The sequence below is a fragment of the Pseudomonas sp. Je.1.5.c genome, assembly GCF_051129895.1.
Taxonomy (GTDB): Bacteria; Pseudomonadota; Gammaproteobacteria; order Pseudomonadales; family Pseudomonadaceae; genus Aquipseudomonas; species Aquipseudomonas urmiensis.
In genome coordinates this window covers 1-15,463 of the sequence record NZ_JBCPSP010000014.1, presented here as the reverse complement: position 1 = coordinate 15,463, position 15,463 = coordinate 1, and the positions used below count along the sequence as shown (strand labels likewise).

Here is a 15,463-nt window from a genome sequence, read left to right as displayed (position 1 = left end):
GATCAGTCGTCACGGCGCTGCCACCAACCTGTCACTTGCAACTGCCAGTCTCCAGCAAACAGCGCCGGAGCCTGCCCATGACCCACGCCGAACTCGCCCGCCCGTCACGCAAGCAGCGCGTGCGCACCCTGTGGATTTCCGACGTGCACCTGGGCACGCGTGATTGCCAGGCTGAGCACTTGTCGCAGTTTCTCAAGGGCTTTCAGGCTGACCGCATCTACCTGGTTGGCGACATCATCGATGGCTGGAAGCTACGCGGTGGCATCTATTGGCCGCAGGCACACACCAACGTCATTCGCCGTCTGCTGACCATGAGCAAGCGCGGCACCGAGGTGATTTATGTCACCGGCAATCACGACGAGTTCCTGCGCCGCTATTCCAAGCTGATCCTGGGCAATATCCAGTTGGTCGACGAGGCCGAGCACCTGACCGCCGATGGTCGGCGCTTGCTGGTGATCCATGGCGACCAGTTCGACGTGATTACCCGCTATCACCGCTGGCTGGCGTTTCTCGGGGACCGCGCCTATGAGTTCACCCTGGTGCTCAATCGCTGGCTCAACCACTGGCGTGCCCGTTATGGGTACGGCTATTGGTCGTTGTCGGCCTATCTCAAGCACAAGGTCAAAGGGGCGGTGAACTTCATCAGCGATTTTGAGGATGCCATCGCCCACGAATGCACCCGGCGCGGGTTTCATGGGGTGGTGTGCGGGCACATCCACCACGCCGAGATTCGTCAGGTGGGCGAGGTTGAGTACCTCAATTGTGGGGATTGGGTGGAATCATGCACCGCGTTGATCGAGCATTGGGATGGCAGCATCGAGTTGTATCGGCTGGCTGAGGCCCAGGCGCGGGAAATTGAGCGTTTGGCGGCGTTGCACGAGTCCGCCTAGGACGTGGGCTTTTGGGGTCGTACAGCGGCCCCAAAACCGAACAGACGCGGCAAACCCTACAGGCTGACCTTGCCCCGCAAGATATCCCGAAACATCGCAAAATCCCCGATCAGGCTATACCAAGGGTGCTTGAACGTAGCCGGCCGGTTTTTCTCGAAGAAAAAGTGCCCAACCCAGGCAAACCCATAGCCGGCAAACGGCACGACCAATAGCAACAGCCACTTGCCACTGGCAATGGTATAAGCCAACAGGGCAATCACCAGGCTGGTGCCAACGAAATGCAAGCGTCGGCAGGTGGGATTGCTGTGCTCCCCGAGATAGTAGGGATAGAACTCGGCAAAACTACGAAACTGCGCTGTGCGGTTCATGGCTGTGCTCCCGGAGCTGCCTGTCATTTATGAAGGATACACGGCGTGGAGCCTGAATCGAGTCTAGAGTGATTAGCACAGCGGGCCAGTGACAATAAGCGCCATTTGAGTATCCTTGGCATTCACCGCAGGAGCGGTCAGCACAAGAAGCCTGTCATGAGCGAAAGAACCACGTCAGCGAGCTGGGCATCAGGGATCGTCAAGGCACTCGAGCTGGAAGGGCTCGATTGCCGTGCCATGTTCAAACAGCTAGGGCTGGACTTCGCGGCCCTCGATGACCCCGATGCGCGCTTCCCGCAGGATTCGATGACCCGGCTGTGGCAGCTGGCAGTAGAGCTGTCGGGCAACGAGGCGATCGGCCTGAACATGGCCAGGGTGGTGCGCCCGGCGTCGTTTCATGTCGTGGGCTATGCGCTGATGTCCAGCCGCACCTTGGCCGAGGGCTTCGAGCGCCTGGTGCGTTATCAACGGATCATTGCCGAGAGCTCCGACCTGAGTTTTCGTCTCGGGCCTGAAGGCTACGCGCTGGTGCTGACCGTGCATGGCGACCATTTGCCGCCGACCCGGCATAGCGCCGAGGCGTCGCTGGCATGCGCGTTGTCGTTGTGTACCTGGCTCAGCGGGCGGCCGATCCAGCCGCGCCGGGTGCTGATCCAGGGGCCGCAGCCGAAAAACGTCGAACCTTACAAAGTGGCTTTCCATTCGCCCCTGGTGTTTGACGCACCGCATGATGCGCTGGTGTTCGAACGCGCCGACATGGAGGCGCCGCTACCCACCGCCAACGAGGCGATGGCGATTCTGCATGACCGATTTGCCGGTGAATACCTGGCGCGTTTCTCCGAAAGCCGGGTAACCCATCGGGTGCGCCAGGTGTTGTGCCGCATCCTGCCGCAGGGCGAGCCCAAGCGGGAAACCGTGGCCCAGGCCCTGCACCTGTCGCAGCGTACCTTGCAGCGCCGGTTGCAGGAGGAGGGGACCAGCTTCCAGACCCTGCTCGACGATACCCGTCGGGAGCTGGCCGAGCAGTACTTGGCCCAGCCGGGCATGACTTTGCTGGAAACCGCCTACCTGCTGGGCTTCGCCGACCCCAGCAACTTCTACCGGGCGTTTCGCCGCTGGTTCGATGCCACGCCCAGCGAATATCGCTCGCGGCTGGGTGGCGAGCCGCTCAGTGACGCCAGAACGCCGGCATACACAGCACCAGCACCGTAATGATCTCCAGCCGGCCGAGCAGCATGCCGCCGGCCAGGATCCACTTGGCAGCATCCGGCAGGGTCGCGTAGTTACCCGCCGGGCCGATCACCTCGCCAAGGCCTGGGCCGACCCCCGAGACAGTACCGGCGGCGCCGGTCAGCGCGGTCATCCAGTCCACGCCGAGCAGCGACAGCAGCAGGGCGATGACGCAGATGGTGATGGCGAAGAAGAACGAGAAAGTCAGAATCGAGCGCACGATCTCTTCGTCGAGGCGGTGGCCGTTGTACTTCTGCTTGATCACCGCGCGTGGGTGGATCAATTGGTTAAGGCTGGCCTTGAGCAGGATGTAGGCGACCTGGAAGCGGAAGATCTTGATCCCGCCTGCGGTGGAGCCCGAGCAGCCCCCAATGAACCCGAGGTAGAAGAACAGCATCAGCGAGAAGTTGCCCCACAGGCTGTAGTCACCCAGGGCGAAGCCGGTAGTGGTGACCACCGAGGTGACGTTCAGTGCGACGTGGCGCAAGGCATCCAACCAGTGCAGATCGGTGGTGGCCCAATACCAGGTGCCCAGCACCAGCCAGGTGGCCACCAACAGGCCGAGCAGGCCTTGCACCTGTTGATCCTTGATCAGCGCACGGCGGTTGCCGCGCAGGGTGGCCACGTACAGGGTGAACGGCACACTGCCGAGGATCATCACCACCACCGCGACCCAGTGCACGGCGGGGATGTCCCACTTGGCCAGCGATTGGTCGGAGGTGGAGAAACCGCCGGTGGAAATCGCCGACATGGCATGGTTGACCGCATCGAACGGCTTCATTCCCGCCCACCAGAAGGCCAGGCTGCCGATGAAAGTAATGCCGATGTACACCAGCACGATCGACTTGGCGACCATGTGCGAGCGCGGCATGACTTTCTCGGAGCGGTCCGAGGATTCGGTCTGGAACAGGCGCATGCCACCGATGCGCAGCAGCGGCAGGATCGCCACCGCCATGGCGATGAAGCCGATGCCGCCGAGCCAGTGCAGCATCGAGCGCCACATCAGGATCCCCGGAGACATGTTATCCAGCCCGCTGAGCACCGTGGCGCCGGTGGCGGTGATGCCCGACATGCTTTCGAAGAAGGCGTCGGTGTAGCTGATGTGCTGGGTCAGCAGGAACGGCAGGGCAGCGAACACGCACACTACCAGCCAGCTGCTGACCGTCAGCAGGTACATGTCGCGCGGGCGCAGGTGCACGTGTTCGGGGCGGCCGGGAACGACCAAAGCCAGGCCCGCGATAAAGGTGATCAGGCTCGACCAGAGGAACGACGGCATGTCGCCGGTGCGTTCGAAGATCACCAGGGTGGTCATGGGAACGACCATGCTGACCGCCAGGGTGATCAGGAAGATGCCGATGATGAAACCAATGATCCTTAAGGTCGGCAACGCCATGTGATCTGCTCTGACTCGCAACGGAAAGGGCGCCATTCTACCTGTGGGTCGGCGAGCTGCAAGCTTCTAGCGCCTAGCTGCAAGAAACAGTGGCTCGGCATGCGCCCGAGACTTCTTGGCGCTTGCAGCTTGCGGCCGGCAACTTGAGAATGGGCACACATTTTATCTGCCAGGAGGGTAGCCGATGGAGGCTCTCGACGCATTGCTCAACCGTGTATCCGTACCTCGCCTGACTGATCCTGCGCCCAATGCAGCCCAACGCGAGGCGCTGTTCCAGGCGGCGTTGCGCGCCCCGGATCACGGTCAGCTGCGCCCCTGGCGCTTCCTGACCATCGAGGGGCAGGCGCGGGAAAAGCTCGGTGAGCTGTTTGCAGGCGCTGTAGCGAAAAAAGGCGACGCAAGCCAGGCTGCACTGGACAAAGCCCGCGCCATGCCGCTGCGTGCGCCGCTGCTGATCGTGGTGATTGCCCGGTTGCAGGATCACTTCAAGGTGCCCAAGTCCGAGCAGCGGCTGGCGGCGGGGTGTGCCGCCCACGGCATTTTGATCGCTGCCCATGCCCAGGGCATTGGCGCGGTGTGGCGGACCGGGGACATGGCGTTCGATGCCCATGTGCATCAGGGGTTGGGGTTGCAGGCCAATGAGGAATTGATCGGCTATCTGTATGTGGGGACGCCGGTTAATGAGCCGCGTACGGCGCCGATTTTGGCCACTGCCGAGTTCGTTAGCGCCTGGGAATAAGTGCTTTGGGGCCGCAGTGCGGCCCCTAAGCTCAACTGCCCACCACCGCCGTCACCGGAAACTCCAAGCGCGCAACAAATCCCCCCTGCGGATGATTGCCCAGGCTCAAACTGCCGCCATGGCGCTCCGCCGCCCGCCGGGCGATCGCCAGGCCCAGGCCATGCCCCGCCGCTTCCTGCCCCGGTGCGCGGAAGAACGGCTCGCCCAGCTGGCCGAGGTACTCCGGCGCCACGCCCTTGCCATGATCGCGCACAGTCACCAGTACTCGGTCCTGATCAACGCCGGCACTGATCTCGATAGGTTGCCCTGCCGGATTGAAGCGCAGTGCATTGCGCACCAGATTGTCGACGGCACGCTCGACCAGCGTCGGCCAGCCTTGCAAGGTCAGCCCTGGCGCCGCCTCCAGGCGAATCTCCTGATCCGGGGCGCTGAGCTGGGCATCCTTGCGCACACTGCCTAGCAGCGCATTGAGGTCGACTGGCTCGGCCAGCGCCTGCTCGGCGTCGACGCGCGCCAGGGCGAGGATTTCACTGATCAAGTCTTCCAGCCGATCGCACTCACGGGTCAAGCGCGGCCACAGCGCCTGGCGCTGCTCGGGCTCGGCACGTTCGGCCAGGGCCAGGGCGATACGCAGCCGCGCCAGCGGCGAGCGCAGTTCGTGGGAGACATCGCGCAACAGCTGGCGCTGACTGCCGATCAGGCTTTGCAGGCGCGCGCCCATCTTGTTGAAGTCGTTGGCCAGCACGCCAAATTCGTCACGCCGCGCCGCCAGGCGGGCCAGGCTGTTCTGCTGGTAGCTGGTCTGGCCGAGATCGTGCACCGCGCCGCGCAAACGGCTGAGCGGGCGAGTGATCGACAGCGTTACCAACAGGCTGAACAGGGTCAGCACGACCAGGGCAATCCCCAGCGCACTGAGCGGCCACAGCAGGCTCTCGCGGTGCCAGGCGTCGAGCTCGGGATGGGGAATGCGATAGATCAGCAAGTAGGTCTCGCCAGTGGTCGGGCTGGTGTATTCCTCGGTCAGCCGGCGCCATGGCAGGCGGCGTTGGTCATTGCGCTGGCGGGCCTCGAAGTCGGCCGCGCGACGCGGGAAGGTGCCTGGCACCACGGCATCGCCGGCATCGTTGAGCACCTGCACATCGACCTTGAAGCGTTGCTTGCGTCGTTCCAGGAAGCGCTGGGCCGAGCCAATGCCCTCTTGCTCGTAATGCTGGGCCCAGCGGCTGGCCAGGGTGTTCAGGCCCGGGTGGCGGCTGAGTATCCAGTTGTCCTGGTTGAGCATATGGCCGAGCAAGATCGACAGGCCGGCGACCAGGGTGATGGCGAGCCAGAAACTGGCCAGGATGCGCCAGAACAGTGAACGCAAGACACGCACCTCCTACAAGCGGGAAAAGCCCGGCCCGCTCAAGAGCGGGCCGGGCATGGGGCGGTCAGCTTACTGGGCCTTGCCGGCTTTTTCAGCTTTCCAGGCTTGGAACTCCTTCCATTCAGCCTTGCGCGCTTCGCGCTCCTTCTTCAGTTCGTCGAACTTCTTCTGCTGCTCAGGCTTGAGCAGGGCGCGCACTTGGCCATCGGCCTTGTCGCGGCTGGCCTTGATCTCGTCCTTCATGGCCTTTTGCTCGGCGGCCGGCAGCTTGGCGATGTAGCGCTCGGTGATATCGCGGCGTTGTTTCATCTGCTCGCCCATCAGCTTGCCGATCTGCTGGCGCTGGTCGCGGGACAAATCCAGTTGGGCGAAAGGCGCGTCACCGCGATGATGCGGGCCGTCGTGGCGCGGGCCGCCTTCAGGCATGGCCATGGCAACGGTCGGCAGGGCGGCGGCGAACATCAGGGCGATAAGGGTCTTGCGCATGGTGTCTCTCCTTTCATGGGCCGGTGTTTACCGGATGAGCCCAGTTTAGGGAGATCAAGGTCAAGAGCGGTCAGGTGAGGGTAAAGGCTGGGTAAAGACCTTGGCTGCAAGTTGTAAGCTTCAAGCGTCAAGAACACACCGATTGCATGCTCTTGTCGCTTGCGGCTGGTCGCTGCTCAGAGGCTGTAGTAATAGCCGCGGCTGCGCAGGGCGACGATGCGCGGGCGGCCATCGGGGTGTGGCCCAACCTTCTTGCGCAGGTTGCTGACATGCATGTCCAGGCTGCGGTCGTACAGGGTCAGCTTGCGGCCCAGGGCGATCTGCGCCAGTTCCTGTTTATCCAGCGGCTCGCCAGGTTGGCGCAGCAGGGCTTCAAGGATGCGGCTTTCCGAAAGGGTCAGGGTCATCTCGCGGCCCTCGATGCTGACCACGCCGCGGGCCGGGCTGAACGCCAGGTCGCCAATTTCGATTTGGGTGGTGGTCGCAGTCGGGTGGCTGCGGCGCAGCACCGCGCGCAGGCGGGCGGTCAGCTCACGCGGGTCGCACGGTTTGGCCAGGTAATCGTCGGCGCCCAGTTCAAGGCCAAGAATCCGGTCCAGCGGCTCGCCGCGCGCGGAGAGCATCAGCACCGGCAGTTCAGCATGCTCGCTGCGCAACTGCTTGAGCAGCTCCAGACCGCTGCCGTCGGGCAGCATTACATCCAGCACCACGGCTGCCGGGGCGTGGGCAGCCAGGGCTTGGCGCGCGCTCATGCCATCGTGGCAGGCGCGCACTTCAAAACCTTCCTGGGTCAGCCAGCTGCCGAGCAGCTCGCAGAGTTCCTGGTCATCATCAATCAGTAACAGCTCGCTCATGACTCACTCAATTCAACCATTGACGGCGTCTTCTGTGTCCGCCACTGGCAAAGATACCGCAGAGTACCGAGAACAGTGCAACGCCTGAGCCAATCAGGAACCATAATTGTTGATCGCTCAGTGGCGATTGCGCGGTATCGGCCTGCATTTGCTTGATCGACAGCTTCAGGCGCTGGTTGTCCTGGCGCAGGCGTGTGAGCTGGGCGCTTTCTCGCTCACTGTCGGCGTTGTGCAATTGCTCGGTGAGGGCTGCACGCTGCTTTTCACTCTCTTCAAGGCGCTGTTGCAGCTCGGTGATCCGGGCACCGGCTTCCAGCGACAGGGTTTGTTCGGCACTGGCCAATGGGCTCAGCAACAGCAAGCAAAGCAGCAGGAACAACGGACCTTGGCGCATTGGAACTCCTGATTGATATCGATTCAGGAGGTTGTCGGCCGCTGGTCGGAATTAATGAGGGTGGGGGCCAATGCCAGTCAGTAGACCCAGGGCCTGTAATTGGGGCTGCTTAGCAGCCCAATCGCAGGCTCCCACAAAGCGCTGGGTCAACCCCATGAACGAGGTATGCACAAACCCTGTGGGAGCGGGCTTGCCCGCGAAACGTGCAACGCGGTGTCAGATCAAGGCAGGACTTGCTTGAACGGCTTCACAACCACTTTGTCGTACACACCTGCGGCAATGTACGGGTCAGCATCGGCCCAGGCTTGCGCGGCGCTTAGCGAGTCGAACTCGGCAACGATCAGGCTGCCGCTGAAACCTGCTTCGCCCGGGTCGTTGCTGTCGATGGCCGGGTGCGGGCCGGCCAGCACCACGCGGCCTTCGGCCTTGAGTTGCTGCAGGCGCTCGATGTGCGCAGGGCGGGCAGCCAGGCGTTTTTCCAGGGAGTTGGCGACGTCGCTGGCGATGATGGCGTAGAGCATGTCAATCCTCGGTCTTGGGGGTGGTAGGGTCGCTGTCGTGCAGGTGGCGCGACAGGTAAACACCTTGGGCGACCAGGAACAACACCGTCATGCCCAGGCTGCCGAACACTTTGAAGTCGACCCAGAAGTCCTGGAAGGTGAAGGCGACGAACAGGTTGGCCGCGCCGCAGATCAGGAAGAAGCCGATCCAGGCCAGGTTCAACCGCGTCCAGATGGCATCGGGCAAGCTCAGCGCGTGGCCCATGATGCGCTTGATCAACACCCGGTCGCCGATGATATGGCTACCGGCGAAGGCCAGGGCGAACAGCCAGTTGACCACCGGTGCCTTCCATTTGAGGAAGGTCTCGCTATGGAACGCCAGGGTCAGACCGCCGAACACCAGGCACGCGACCAGGGTCAGCCACTGACCTTTTTCCAGCTTGCGTTGACGGATGAACAGTGCGCCGTAGACCACCAGCGAGCTTGCGATCAATACCGCCGTTGCACTGTAGATACCGCCCAGTTCGAAGCTGTGGCCAGCGAACTCCAGTGGGCGCGGGTCGAGCTTGTAGACGATGAAGAACAGCAGCAGCGGGATGAAATCGATGAATTGTTTCACAATGGCAGCCAGAAGCGGGATGTGACGGCATAATATCAAACATCGATTCCAGCGGTAGCGCTCCTCCATGAATGTTGATCTGCACTGTCACAGCACGGCCTCCGATGGCGCCCTGTCGCCCGCGGTATTGGTCGCCCGCGCCCACGAGCACGGTGTGCAGACATTGGCCCTGACTGACCACGACACCCTTGAAGGGCTGGCCGAAGCCCGCCAGGCCTGCCTTGCCAAGGGTATGCATTGGGTCAGCGGGGTGGAGCTTTCGTGCACCTGGGGCGGCGCGACCATTCACATATTGGGTTACGATTTCCCCCTCGATGCACCGCCGCTACTGGAGGCTATCGAGGCCCTGCATCGGGGTCGCTGGTTGCGCGCCGAGGAAATCGACCGCCGTCTGGCGGCCAAGGGCATGCCGGGCACGCTTGAAGGCGCACGCGCGGTGCAGCAAGCGCTGGGCGATAGCGGCAACGCCCCGGCGCGGCCGCACTTTGCCGACTACCTGGTGCGCGCCGGGCACGTCAAGGACCGTGGCGAAGCCTTTCGCAAGTGGCTGGGGGCGGGCAAGCTGGGCGACGTCAAGCTGCATTGGCCAACCCTCGAGGAAACTGTCGCGACCCTGCGCCAGTCGAATGCCTGGGTGAGCCTGGCCCATCCCATGCACTATGAACTGACCCGCAGCAAGCGCAGACGGCTGATTGCCGACTATATTCAGGCAGGCGGGCAGGCACTTGAAGTGGTCAATGGGATGATGCCGGCCGAGCAGGTGGGCACTATGTCCATCCTCACCCGTGAGTTCGGCCTGCTGGCAAGCGCTGGCAGTGATTTCCACGGCCCTGGCACCTGGGGCGAAATCGGTGCTTACCGGCCATTGCCCGAGGACCTGCCACCTCTGTGGCGCCGATTCAAGCATGAACAGCCTATGGCGATATGAACAGGACGACTTCGTGAGCCAATTTTTCCAGATTCATGCGGAAAACCCGCAGGCGCGCCTGATAAAACAGGCCGTTGAAATCATTCGCAAGGGCGGGGTGGTGGTGTACCCGACCGATTCGGCCTACGCGATGGGCTGTCAGATCGGCGACAAGAACGCTGTCGAGCGGGTGCGCCGGCTGCGCCAACTGGACAAGCATCACAACTTCACCCTGCTGTGCTGCGACCTGTCGCAGATGGGGCTGTTCGCCAAGATCGACACCGCCACCTTCCGCTTGCTCAAGGCGCATATCCCAGGGCCGTATACCTTCATCCTCAACGCCACCCGCGAAGTGCCGCGCCTGCTGCTGCATGAAAAACGCCGCACCATCGGCCTGCGCGTGCCTTCCAACCCCATCGTGCTGGCCTTGCTTGAAGAGCTGGGCGAGCCGCTGATGAGCGTCAGCCTGATCATGCCGGGCGAAGACGAGCCGATGACCGACCCCTACGAGATCCGCCAGGCGTTGGAGCATCACGTCGACCTGATCATCGATGGCGGTTTCGGCGACCTCAAGGCTTCCACAGTGATCAACCTGGCCGGCGACGAGCCGGAAGTGATCCGCGTCGGTTGTGGTGATCCCGCGCCATTCTTGGCCCCTGCGTGAATCAGGTGATCGAAGTAACAGCGCCGCCGAGCGACAGCGACGCCCCCCTGCAGTTGCAACTGGCGCTGGTGTATGGCGAGGCCGTTACCGAGCTGCCGCTTGACTTGTACATCCCCCCAGACGCTTTGGAAGTGATCCTCGAAGCCTTCGAGGGGCCGCTCGACCTGCTGCTGTACCTGATCCGCAAACAGAACATCGACATTCTCGATATCCCGGTGGCGGAGATCACTCGCCAGTACATGTCCTACGTCGAGCTGATGAAGTCGGTGCGCCTGGAGCTGGCGGCGGAATACCTGGTGATGGCCGCGATGCTTGCCGAGATCAAGTCGCGCATGCTGCTGCCGCGCTCCACCGAGGTCGAGGAAGAAGAGGGCGACCCGCGTGCCGAGTTGATCCGCCGCTTGCAGGAGTACGAGCGCTTCAAGGCGGCCGCCGAGGGCATTGACGAACTGCCGCGGGTTGGCCGCGATGTGCTGATCCCACGCCTGGAGGCCCCGCAGGCCATGGTGCGCAAGCTGTTGCCGCAGGTCAGCCTGGAGGAGATCCTGCTGTCGATGGCCGAAGTCATGCGCCGCAATGACTTGTTCGAAAGCCACCAGATCACCCGCGAGACCCTGTCGACCCGCGAGCGCATGAGCGAAGTGCTCGAACGCCTCAAGGGTGGCGCCTTTGTGCCCTTCGTCGAGCTGTTCAGCGCCGAGGAAGGCAAGCTGGGTGTGGTGGTCACCTTCATGGCGATTCTCGAACTGGTGAAGGAATCGCTCATCGAACTGGTGCAGAATGAGCCGTTCGCCCCGATCCATGTCCGTGCCCGGACCGAGTGAAACAAGCAGACCTGAAGACCCATGAACCTGAATGAACCGCGCGACCTGGCGTCGCTGATCGAGGCATTTCTGCTGGCCTCGGGCAAACCGCAATCGCTTGAACGCCTGTATGAGCTGCTCGAAGAAGCCGAGCGGCCGGCGCCTGCCGTGTTCAAGAAAGCCCTCGAGGTGCTGGCCAAGTCGTGTAATGGCCGGGCTTTCGAACTCAAGGAAGTGGCCAGCGGCTACCGCCTGCAAATCCGCGAAAACTTCGCGCCCTGGGTCGGGCGGCTGTGGGAGGAGCGGCCACAGCGCTACTCGCGGGCACTGCTCGAGACCATGGCATTGATCGCCTATCGCCAACCGATCACTCGCGGCGAGATCGAAGATGTGCGTGGCGTGGCGGTCAACACCAATATCATCAAGACCTTGATGGAACGCGAGTGGATTCGCATCGTTGGCTACCGCGAAGTACCCGGGCGGCCGGCGATGTTTGCCACCACCAAGGCGTTTCTCGATCACTTCAACTTGCACAGCCTCGATCAATTGCCGGCGTTGGCCGAGCTGCGCGAGATGGAACCGGAGCCGCTGGTTGACCCGGATGACGCCCCAGTGCCGGCGCATTTGCAGGCGCTGGCCGATGCCAGTCTTGGCGATGAAGAGCTGGGCGAAGGGGGGGAGCCACGCGAAGAGACCAGCTTCCGGACCTTGCTGGTGGAGCTGGATGCCATGGAAGAGGGGTTGAAGACTGATTTCGATGATCTGCGCGATGAGGCCGAAATTGGCACACCACAGGTCGACCGTTCAGCGCAAACCCCAGCCCCCTGCACAAAACCGGCTACTCTGCAGTGCGTTCGCCCTGCGAACCGCGTATGATGCGCGCCCCTTTGGCGCATTCGTCGCCAATAGCCAATTTCATTCCTACACCGGGAGGTGCCCAGATGAGTGAGCAAGACCTGCAAGAAACCCAAGCCATCCCCCCATCCGGCGAGAAACTGCAAAAAGTTCTCGCGCGCATTGGCGTGGGCTCGCGGCGTGACGTCGAGGCCTGGATCAGCCAAGGCCGGATCAAGGTCAACGGCGTCGCCGCCACCCTCGGCCAGCGCGTCGACCTGCACGACGCAATTGCCGTCGATGGCAAGCTGATCAAGCGCGTGGAGGCTGCCGAGGCCACCCGCCGGGTGATCATGTACAACAAGCCTGATGGCGAGATCTGCACCCGTGACGACCCAGAAGGGCGCCCGACTGTGTTCGACCGCCTGCCGCGTCCGAAAGAAGGCCGCTGGATCAACATCGGCCGTCTGGACATCAACACCACGGGCCTGCTGCTGTTCACCACTGATGGTGAACTGGCCAATCGCCTGATGCACCCGTCCTACGAGATGGACCGCGAGTACGCCGTGCGTGTGCGTGGCGAAGTCGACGACGAGATGGTCGACCGGCTCAAGGCTGGCGTGGTCCTCGAAGATGGCCCGGCGAAGTTCACCGACATCCAGAAAGCGCCTGGTGGCGAAGGCTTCAACCATTGGTACCACTGCGTGGTGATGGAAGGGCGTAACCGTGAGGTTCGTCGTCTGTGGGAATCCCAGGGCGTGATCGTCAGCCGTCTGAAGCGCGTGCGTTTCGGACCAGTGTTCCTCAACTCCGACCTGCCGATGGGCCGCTGGCGCGAAATGAGCCAGGGCGAGATCGACATCCTTGCCGCTGAAGTGGGCCTGCAGCCGGTAGCGCTGCCGACCATGAACCTCAAGGCCAAGGACAAGATGGAGCGTATGCAGCGCAAATCGACCCGTCCGCTGGGCCGGGGCGAGCGCGTGCGTACCTTGCGTCCGGCGCAGGAAGGTCAAGCTGAGCGCCCGGCGCGGGCGGCCCGTGAAGACGGTGCTGCGCGCAAGGGTGGCCGTAGCAGCAGTACCGTTGCCGAGCGTCCGAGCGATATGCGCAAGCGCACCAGCAAGCCAGAAGGCGGTAAGCCTGCGGGTGGCAAGCCTGCTGGCACCGGTCGCGGTAAGCCTCGCGGCTGATCAAGTCTGTAGCTCAGAAAGCCAGCCCGAAGGCTGGCTTTTTTGTGTCCGTTAGACAGAGGCTGGGTTAGCCCCCTCAAACGATGTGGACGTTCCAACGTACTGATTCATCAGAATTTTTTACCAAATGGCAATATTTCGAACCACTGCGTAAGGAAATGTTTACGCTATTGCCCGTTTCAACTGCCCTTCCTCTTCGTTGTAAATAAAACTTGCCAAGTCCTACGCGTTTGAGCCTGCCCCCCAGCCCCACCCCCTCTTGCCCAACCCGCCGCAGCACGCTGATATAGCGCCATGCCGTGTGCACAGCCTGGCCGGAGCGCCGGGCATCAAAACAACAAATGGAGGCGCCATGTACGCCGATCACTGCGCCTTTTCAGGCCTTCGCCCCAGGACCGCTGCGTTTTTTCATCAGGAAATGACGCAACGCGTTGACGCCTGCGCGTTTGCAGGGGTATACAATGCGCCGCGTTTTACCTGTGACCCCTTTGCGTACCGCGCACTCTTGCTGACTCCCGGTTGACCGTCCTGGCCCAGTGCCTGTCGTGTCGCCCGAGTCCAAGAAAAATCCAAGGTAATCACCTTGCCCATTCCGCTGCGCCACGAGCGCGGTGGGTCCGATTCCGTCACAGATAAAAACAAGCAGGTGACTTCGTTCATGAGTGGACAAAACATGCAGTCAGGCGAGCTCAAGCGGGGCCTGAAAAACCGCCATATCCAGCTGATCGCTCTGGGTGGCGCGATCGGTACCGGATTGTTCCTGGGCTCGGCCGGTGTGATGAAGTCTGCCGGTCCGTCGATGATCCTTGGCTATGCCATCTGCGGCTTCATCGCTTTCATGATCATGCGCCAGCTCGGCGAAATGATCGTCGAAGAGCCGGTTGCCGGCTCCTTCAGCCATTTCGCGCACAAATATTGGGGCGGTTTCGCCGGCTTCCTGTCGGGCTGGAACTGCTGGGTGCTGTATATCCTGGTCGGCATGTCGGAGCTTTCGGCAGTCGGCAAGTACGTCCATTACTGGTGGCCGGAGATCCCCACCTGGGTCACCGCCGCGGCGTTCTTCCTGCTGATCAACGCCATCAACCTGATGAACGTGAAAGTCTTCGGCGAGGCCGAATTCTGGTTCGCGATCATCAAGGTCGCGGCGATCGTCGGCATGATCGGCCTGGGCGCCTACCTGCTGACCAGCGGTAGCGGCGGCCCTGAAGCCTCGGTAACCAACCTGTGGGCGCATGGCGGCTTCTTCCCCAATGGCGTCAGCGGCCTGGTCATGGCGCTGGCGATCATCATGTTCTCCTTCGGTGGCCTGGAAATGCTCGGTTTCACCGCAGCCGAGGCCGACAAGCCGAAGACCGTGATTCCCAAGGCGATCAACCAGGTCATCTACCGGATCCTGATTTTCTACATCGGCGCCCTGGTGATTCTGCTGTCGTTGACCCCATGGGACAGCCTGGTCGCCAGCATCGATGCCTCCGGTGGCAGCTATGGCAGCAGCCCGTTCGTGCAGGTGTTCTCGCTACTCGGTAGCGATGTGGCTGCGCACTTGCTGAACTTCGTGGTGTTGACTGCGGCGCTGTCGGTGTACAACAGCGGCACCTACTGCAATGCGCGGATGCTCTATGGCATGGCCGAGCAGGGCGATGCCCCTGCTGCGCTGGCCAAGATCGACAAGCGCGGCGTGCCGGTGCGCTCGATTCTGGCTTCGGCAGTGGTCACCCTGATTGCCGTGCTGCTCAACTACTTCATGCCGCAGCATGCCCTGGAGCTGCTGATGTCGCTGGTGGTAGCGGCGCTGGTGATCAACTGGGCGATGATCAGCTACTCGCACCTGAAATTCCGTCAGCACCTTGACCGTACCGGGCAGAAGCCATTGTTCAAGGCGCTGTGGTACCCCTATGGCAACTATGTGGTACTGGCCTTCGTGGTGCTGATCCTGGGCATCATGTTGATGATCCCGGGGATCCAGGTATCGGTGTATGCGATCCCGGTATGGTTGTTCGCGATGTTCGTGGTCTACATGCTCAAGGGCAGACGTGGGACGCAGGCTAACCGGGCGGCAAGCTCTGTAGCCAAGTAAGCGCTGAGCGTGTTACTTGAAACCCGATGACAGGTGACTGGCATCGGGTTTTTTGTTGTCTGTCCGGGTGCTATCGCGGGGCAAGCCCGCTCCCACGCAGGCCGCCAAGCATGCGTGCCAAGCATGCGTGCCAGGCATGACTGCGTGGG

The 15,463-nt window shown here is 62.3% G+C and carries 17 protein-coding genes; 9 read left to right on the top strand and 8 right to left on the bottom strand.

Going from position 1 to position 15,463, the window contains the following annotated elements; translation table 11 throughout:
* Window positions 1-77 precede the first annotated feature (77 nt).
* A complete protein-coding gene (locus tag AAZU54_RS12745; protein WP_312153204.1) occupies window positions 78-890 on the top strand; it encodes a UDP-2,3-diacylglucosamine diphosphatase in 813 nt (270 codons plus the stop codon).
* A 56-nt stretch (window positions 891-946) separates the two neighbouring features.
* Here AAZU54_RS12745 and AAZU54_RS12740 read toward each other — a convergent pair whose 3' ends face one another.
* Window positions 947-1,258, bottom strand: coding sequence for a DUF962 domain-containing protein (locus AAZU54_RS12740; protein WP_186557396.1), 312 nt, complete (start codon window positions 1,256-1,258; stop codon window positions 947-949).
* A gap of 156 nt (window positions 1,259-1,414) precedes the next feature.
* Here AAZU54_RS12740 and AAZU54_RS12735 point away from each other — a divergent pair, with 156 nt between their 5' ends.
* Window positions 1,415-2,470, top strand: a complete 1,056-nt coding sequence (locus AAZU54_RS12735; protein ID WP_186557397.1) for an AraC family transcriptional regulator — start codon at window positions 1,415-1,417, stop codon at window positions 2,468-2,470.
* On the opposite strand, the gene AAZU54_RS12730 is transcribed toward AAZU54_RS12735, so the two are convergent.
* The gene (locus tag AAZU54_RS12730) at window positions 2,427-3,881 is read right to left on the bottom strand and encodes a TrkH family potassium uptake protein (protein WP_264235122.1); all 1,455 of its coding nucleotides are present in this window, start codon (window positions 3,879-3,881) and stop codon (window positions 2,427-2,429) included. The two genes, AAZU54_RS12735 and AAZU54_RS12730, sit on opposite strands and share 44 nt — an antisense overlap.
* 184 nt (window positions 3,882-4,065) lie before the next feature.
* On the opposite strand from AAZU54_RS12730, the gene AAZU54_RS12725 reads away from it, so the two are divergent.
* A complete protein-coding gene (locus tag AAZU54_RS12725; protein ID WP_312153210.1) occupies window positions 4,066-4,620 on the top strand; it encodes a nitroreductase family protein in 555 nt (184 codons plus the stop codon).
* A 31-nt stretch (window positions 4,621-4,651) separates the two neighbouring features.
* Here the strand turns inward: AAZU54_RS12725 and AAZU54_RS12720 are convergent, their stop codons facing one another.
* From AAZU54_RS12720 to AAZU54_RS12695, 6 genes are all read right to left on the bottom strand, one after another.
* Window positions 4,652-5,986, bottom strand: a complete 1,335-nt coding sequence (locus AAZU54_RS12720; protein WP_434727232.1) for a sensor histidine kinase — start codon at window positions 5,984-5,986, stop codon at window positions 4,652-4,654.
* Between the two features lie 69 nt (window positions 5,987-6,055).
* Window positions 6,056-6,472, bottom strand: a complete 417-nt coding sequence (locus AAZU54_RS12715; protein ID WP_312155649.1) for a Spy/CpxP family protein refolding chaperone — start codon at window positions 6,470-6,472, stop codon at window positions 6,056-6,058.
* Between the two features lie 176 nt (window positions 6,473-6,648).
* Window positions 6,649-7,326 (bottom strand): response regulator transcription factor, encoded by a 678-nt coding sequence (locus tag AAZU54_RS12710; RefSeq protein WP_312155647.1) that lies wholly within the window; start codon window positions 7,324-7,326, stop codon window positions 6,649-6,651.
* 7 nt (window positions 7,327-7,333) lie between these two features.
* Complete coding sequence (locus tag AAZU54_RS12705) at window positions 7,334-7,720, bottom strand: translation initiation factor 2 (RefSeq protein WP_186557403.1); 387 nt, start codon at window positions 7,718-7,720, stop codon at window positions 7,334-7,336.
* Window positions 7,721-7,941: 221 nt separating this feature from the next.
* A complete protein-coding gene (locus AAZU54_RS12700) occupies window positions 7,942-8,241 on the bottom strand; it encodes a YciI family protein (protein WP_085618590.1) in 300 nt (99 codons plus the stop codon).
* Window position 8,242: 1 nt separating this feature from the next.
* On the bottom strand, window positions 8,243-8,839 hold the full coding sequence (locus AAZU54_RS12695) for a septation protein A (RefSeq protein WP_186557404.1): 597 nt from the start codon (window positions 8,837-8,839) through the stop codon (window positions 8,243-8,245).
* Window positions 8,840-8,906: 67 nt separating this feature from the next.
* Here AAZU54_RS12695 and AAZU54_RS12690 point away from each other — a divergent pair, with 67 nt between their 5' ends.
* From AAZU54_RS12690 to AAZU54_RS12665, 6 genes are all read left to right on the top strand, one after another.
* Complete coding sequence (locus tag AAZU54_RS12690; RefSeq protein WP_186557405.1) at window positions 8,907-9,767, top strand: PHP domain-containing protein; 861 nt, start codon at window positions 8,907-8,909, stop codon at window positions 9,765-9,767.
* A 13-nt stretch (window positions 9,768-9,780) separates the two neighbouring features.
* A complete protein-coding gene (locus AAZU54_RS12685; protein WP_217838520.1) occupies window positions 9,781-10,410 on the top strand; it encodes an L-threonylcarbamoyladenylate synthase in 630 nt (209 codons plus the stop codon).
* Between the two features lie 125 nt (window positions 10,411-10,535).
* Window positions 10,536-11,234 carry a segregation and condensation protein A gene (locus AAZU54_RS12680; RefSeq protein ID WP_434727256.1) on the top strand — a complete coding sequence of 233 codons (699 nt, stop codon included), beginning with the start codon at window positions 10,536-10,538 and terminating at the stop codon, window positions 11,232-11,234.
* A gap of 21 nt (window positions 11,235-11,255) precedes the next feature.
* Window positions 11,256-12,089: an SMC-Scp complex subunit ScpB gene (gene scpB / locus AAZU54_RS12675; RefSeq protein WP_434727231.1), complete on the top strand. Its 834-nt coding sequence runs from the start codon at window positions 11,256-11,258 to the stop codon at window positions 12,087-12,089.
* A 65-nt stretch (window positions 12,090-12,154) separates the two neighbouring features.
* Complete coding sequence (gene rluB, locus AAZU54_RS12670) at window positions 12,155-13,237, top strand: 23S rRNA pseudouridine(2605) synthase RluB (protein ID WP_264235112.1); 1,083 nt, start codon at window positions 12,155-12,157, stop codon at window positions 13,235-13,237.
* 658 nt (window positions 13,238-13,895) lie between these two features.
* On the top strand, window positions 13,896-15,314 hold the full coding sequence (locus AAZU54_RS12665; RefSeq protein WP_405129328.1) for an amino acid permease: 1,419 nt from the start codon (window positions 13,896-13,898) through the stop codon (window positions 15,312-15,314).
* Window positions 15,315-15,463: the final 149 nt, after the last annotated feature.

Coding starts and splice junctions, on each gene's coding strand:
- AAZU54_RS12745 (WP_312153204.1), top strand. CDS start 78: ATGACCCACGCCGAACTCGCCCGCCCGTCACGCAAGCAGCGCGTGCGC.
- AAZU54_RS12740 (WP_186557396.1), bottom strand. CDS start 1,258: ATGAACCGCACAGCGCAGTTTCGTAGTTTTGCCGAGTTCTATCCCTAC.
- AAZU54_RS12735 (WP_186557397.1), top strand. CDS start 1,415: ATGAGCGAAAGAACCACGTCAGCGAGCTGGGCATCAGGGATCGTCAAG.
- AAZU54_RS12730 (WP_264235122.1), bottom strand. CDS start 3,881: ATGGCGTTGCCGACCTTAAGGATCATTGGTTTCATCATCGGCATCTTC.
- AAZU54_RS12725 (WP_312153210.1), top strand. CDS start 4,066: ATGGAGGCTCTCGACGCATTGCTCAACCGTGTATCCGTACCTCGCCTG.
- AAZU54_RS12715 (WP_312155649.1), bottom strand. CDS start 6,472: ATGCGCAAGACCCTTATCGCCCTGATGTTCGCCGCCGCCCTGCCGACC.
- AAZU54_RS12710 (WP_312155647.1), bottom strand. CDS start 7,326: ATGAGCGAGCTGTTACTGATTGATGATGACCAGGAACTCTGCGAGCTG.
- AAZU54_RS12705 (WP_186557403.1), bottom strand. CDS start 7,720: ATGCGCCAAGGTCCGTTGTTCCTGCTGCTTTGCTTGCTGTTGCTGAGC.
- AAZU54_RS12700 (WP_085618590.1), bottom strand. CDS start 8,241: ATGCTCTACGCCATCATCGCCAGCGACGTCGCCAACTCCCTGGAAAAA.
- AAZU54_RS12690 (WP_186557405.1), top strand. CDS start 8,907: ATGAATGTTGATCTGCACTGTCACAGCACGGCCTCCGATGGCGCCCTG.
- scpB (WP_434727231.1), top strand. CDS start 11,256: ATGAACCTGAATGAACCGCGCGACCTGGCGTCGCTGATCGAGGCATTT.
- rluB (WP_264235112.1), top strand. CDS start 12,155: ATGAGTGAGCAAGACCTGCAAGAAACCCAAGCCATCCCCCCATCCGGC.
- AAZU54_RS12665 (WP_405129328.1), top strand. CDS start 13,896: ATGAGTGGACAAAACATGCAGTCAGGCGAGCTCAAGCGGGGCCTGAAA.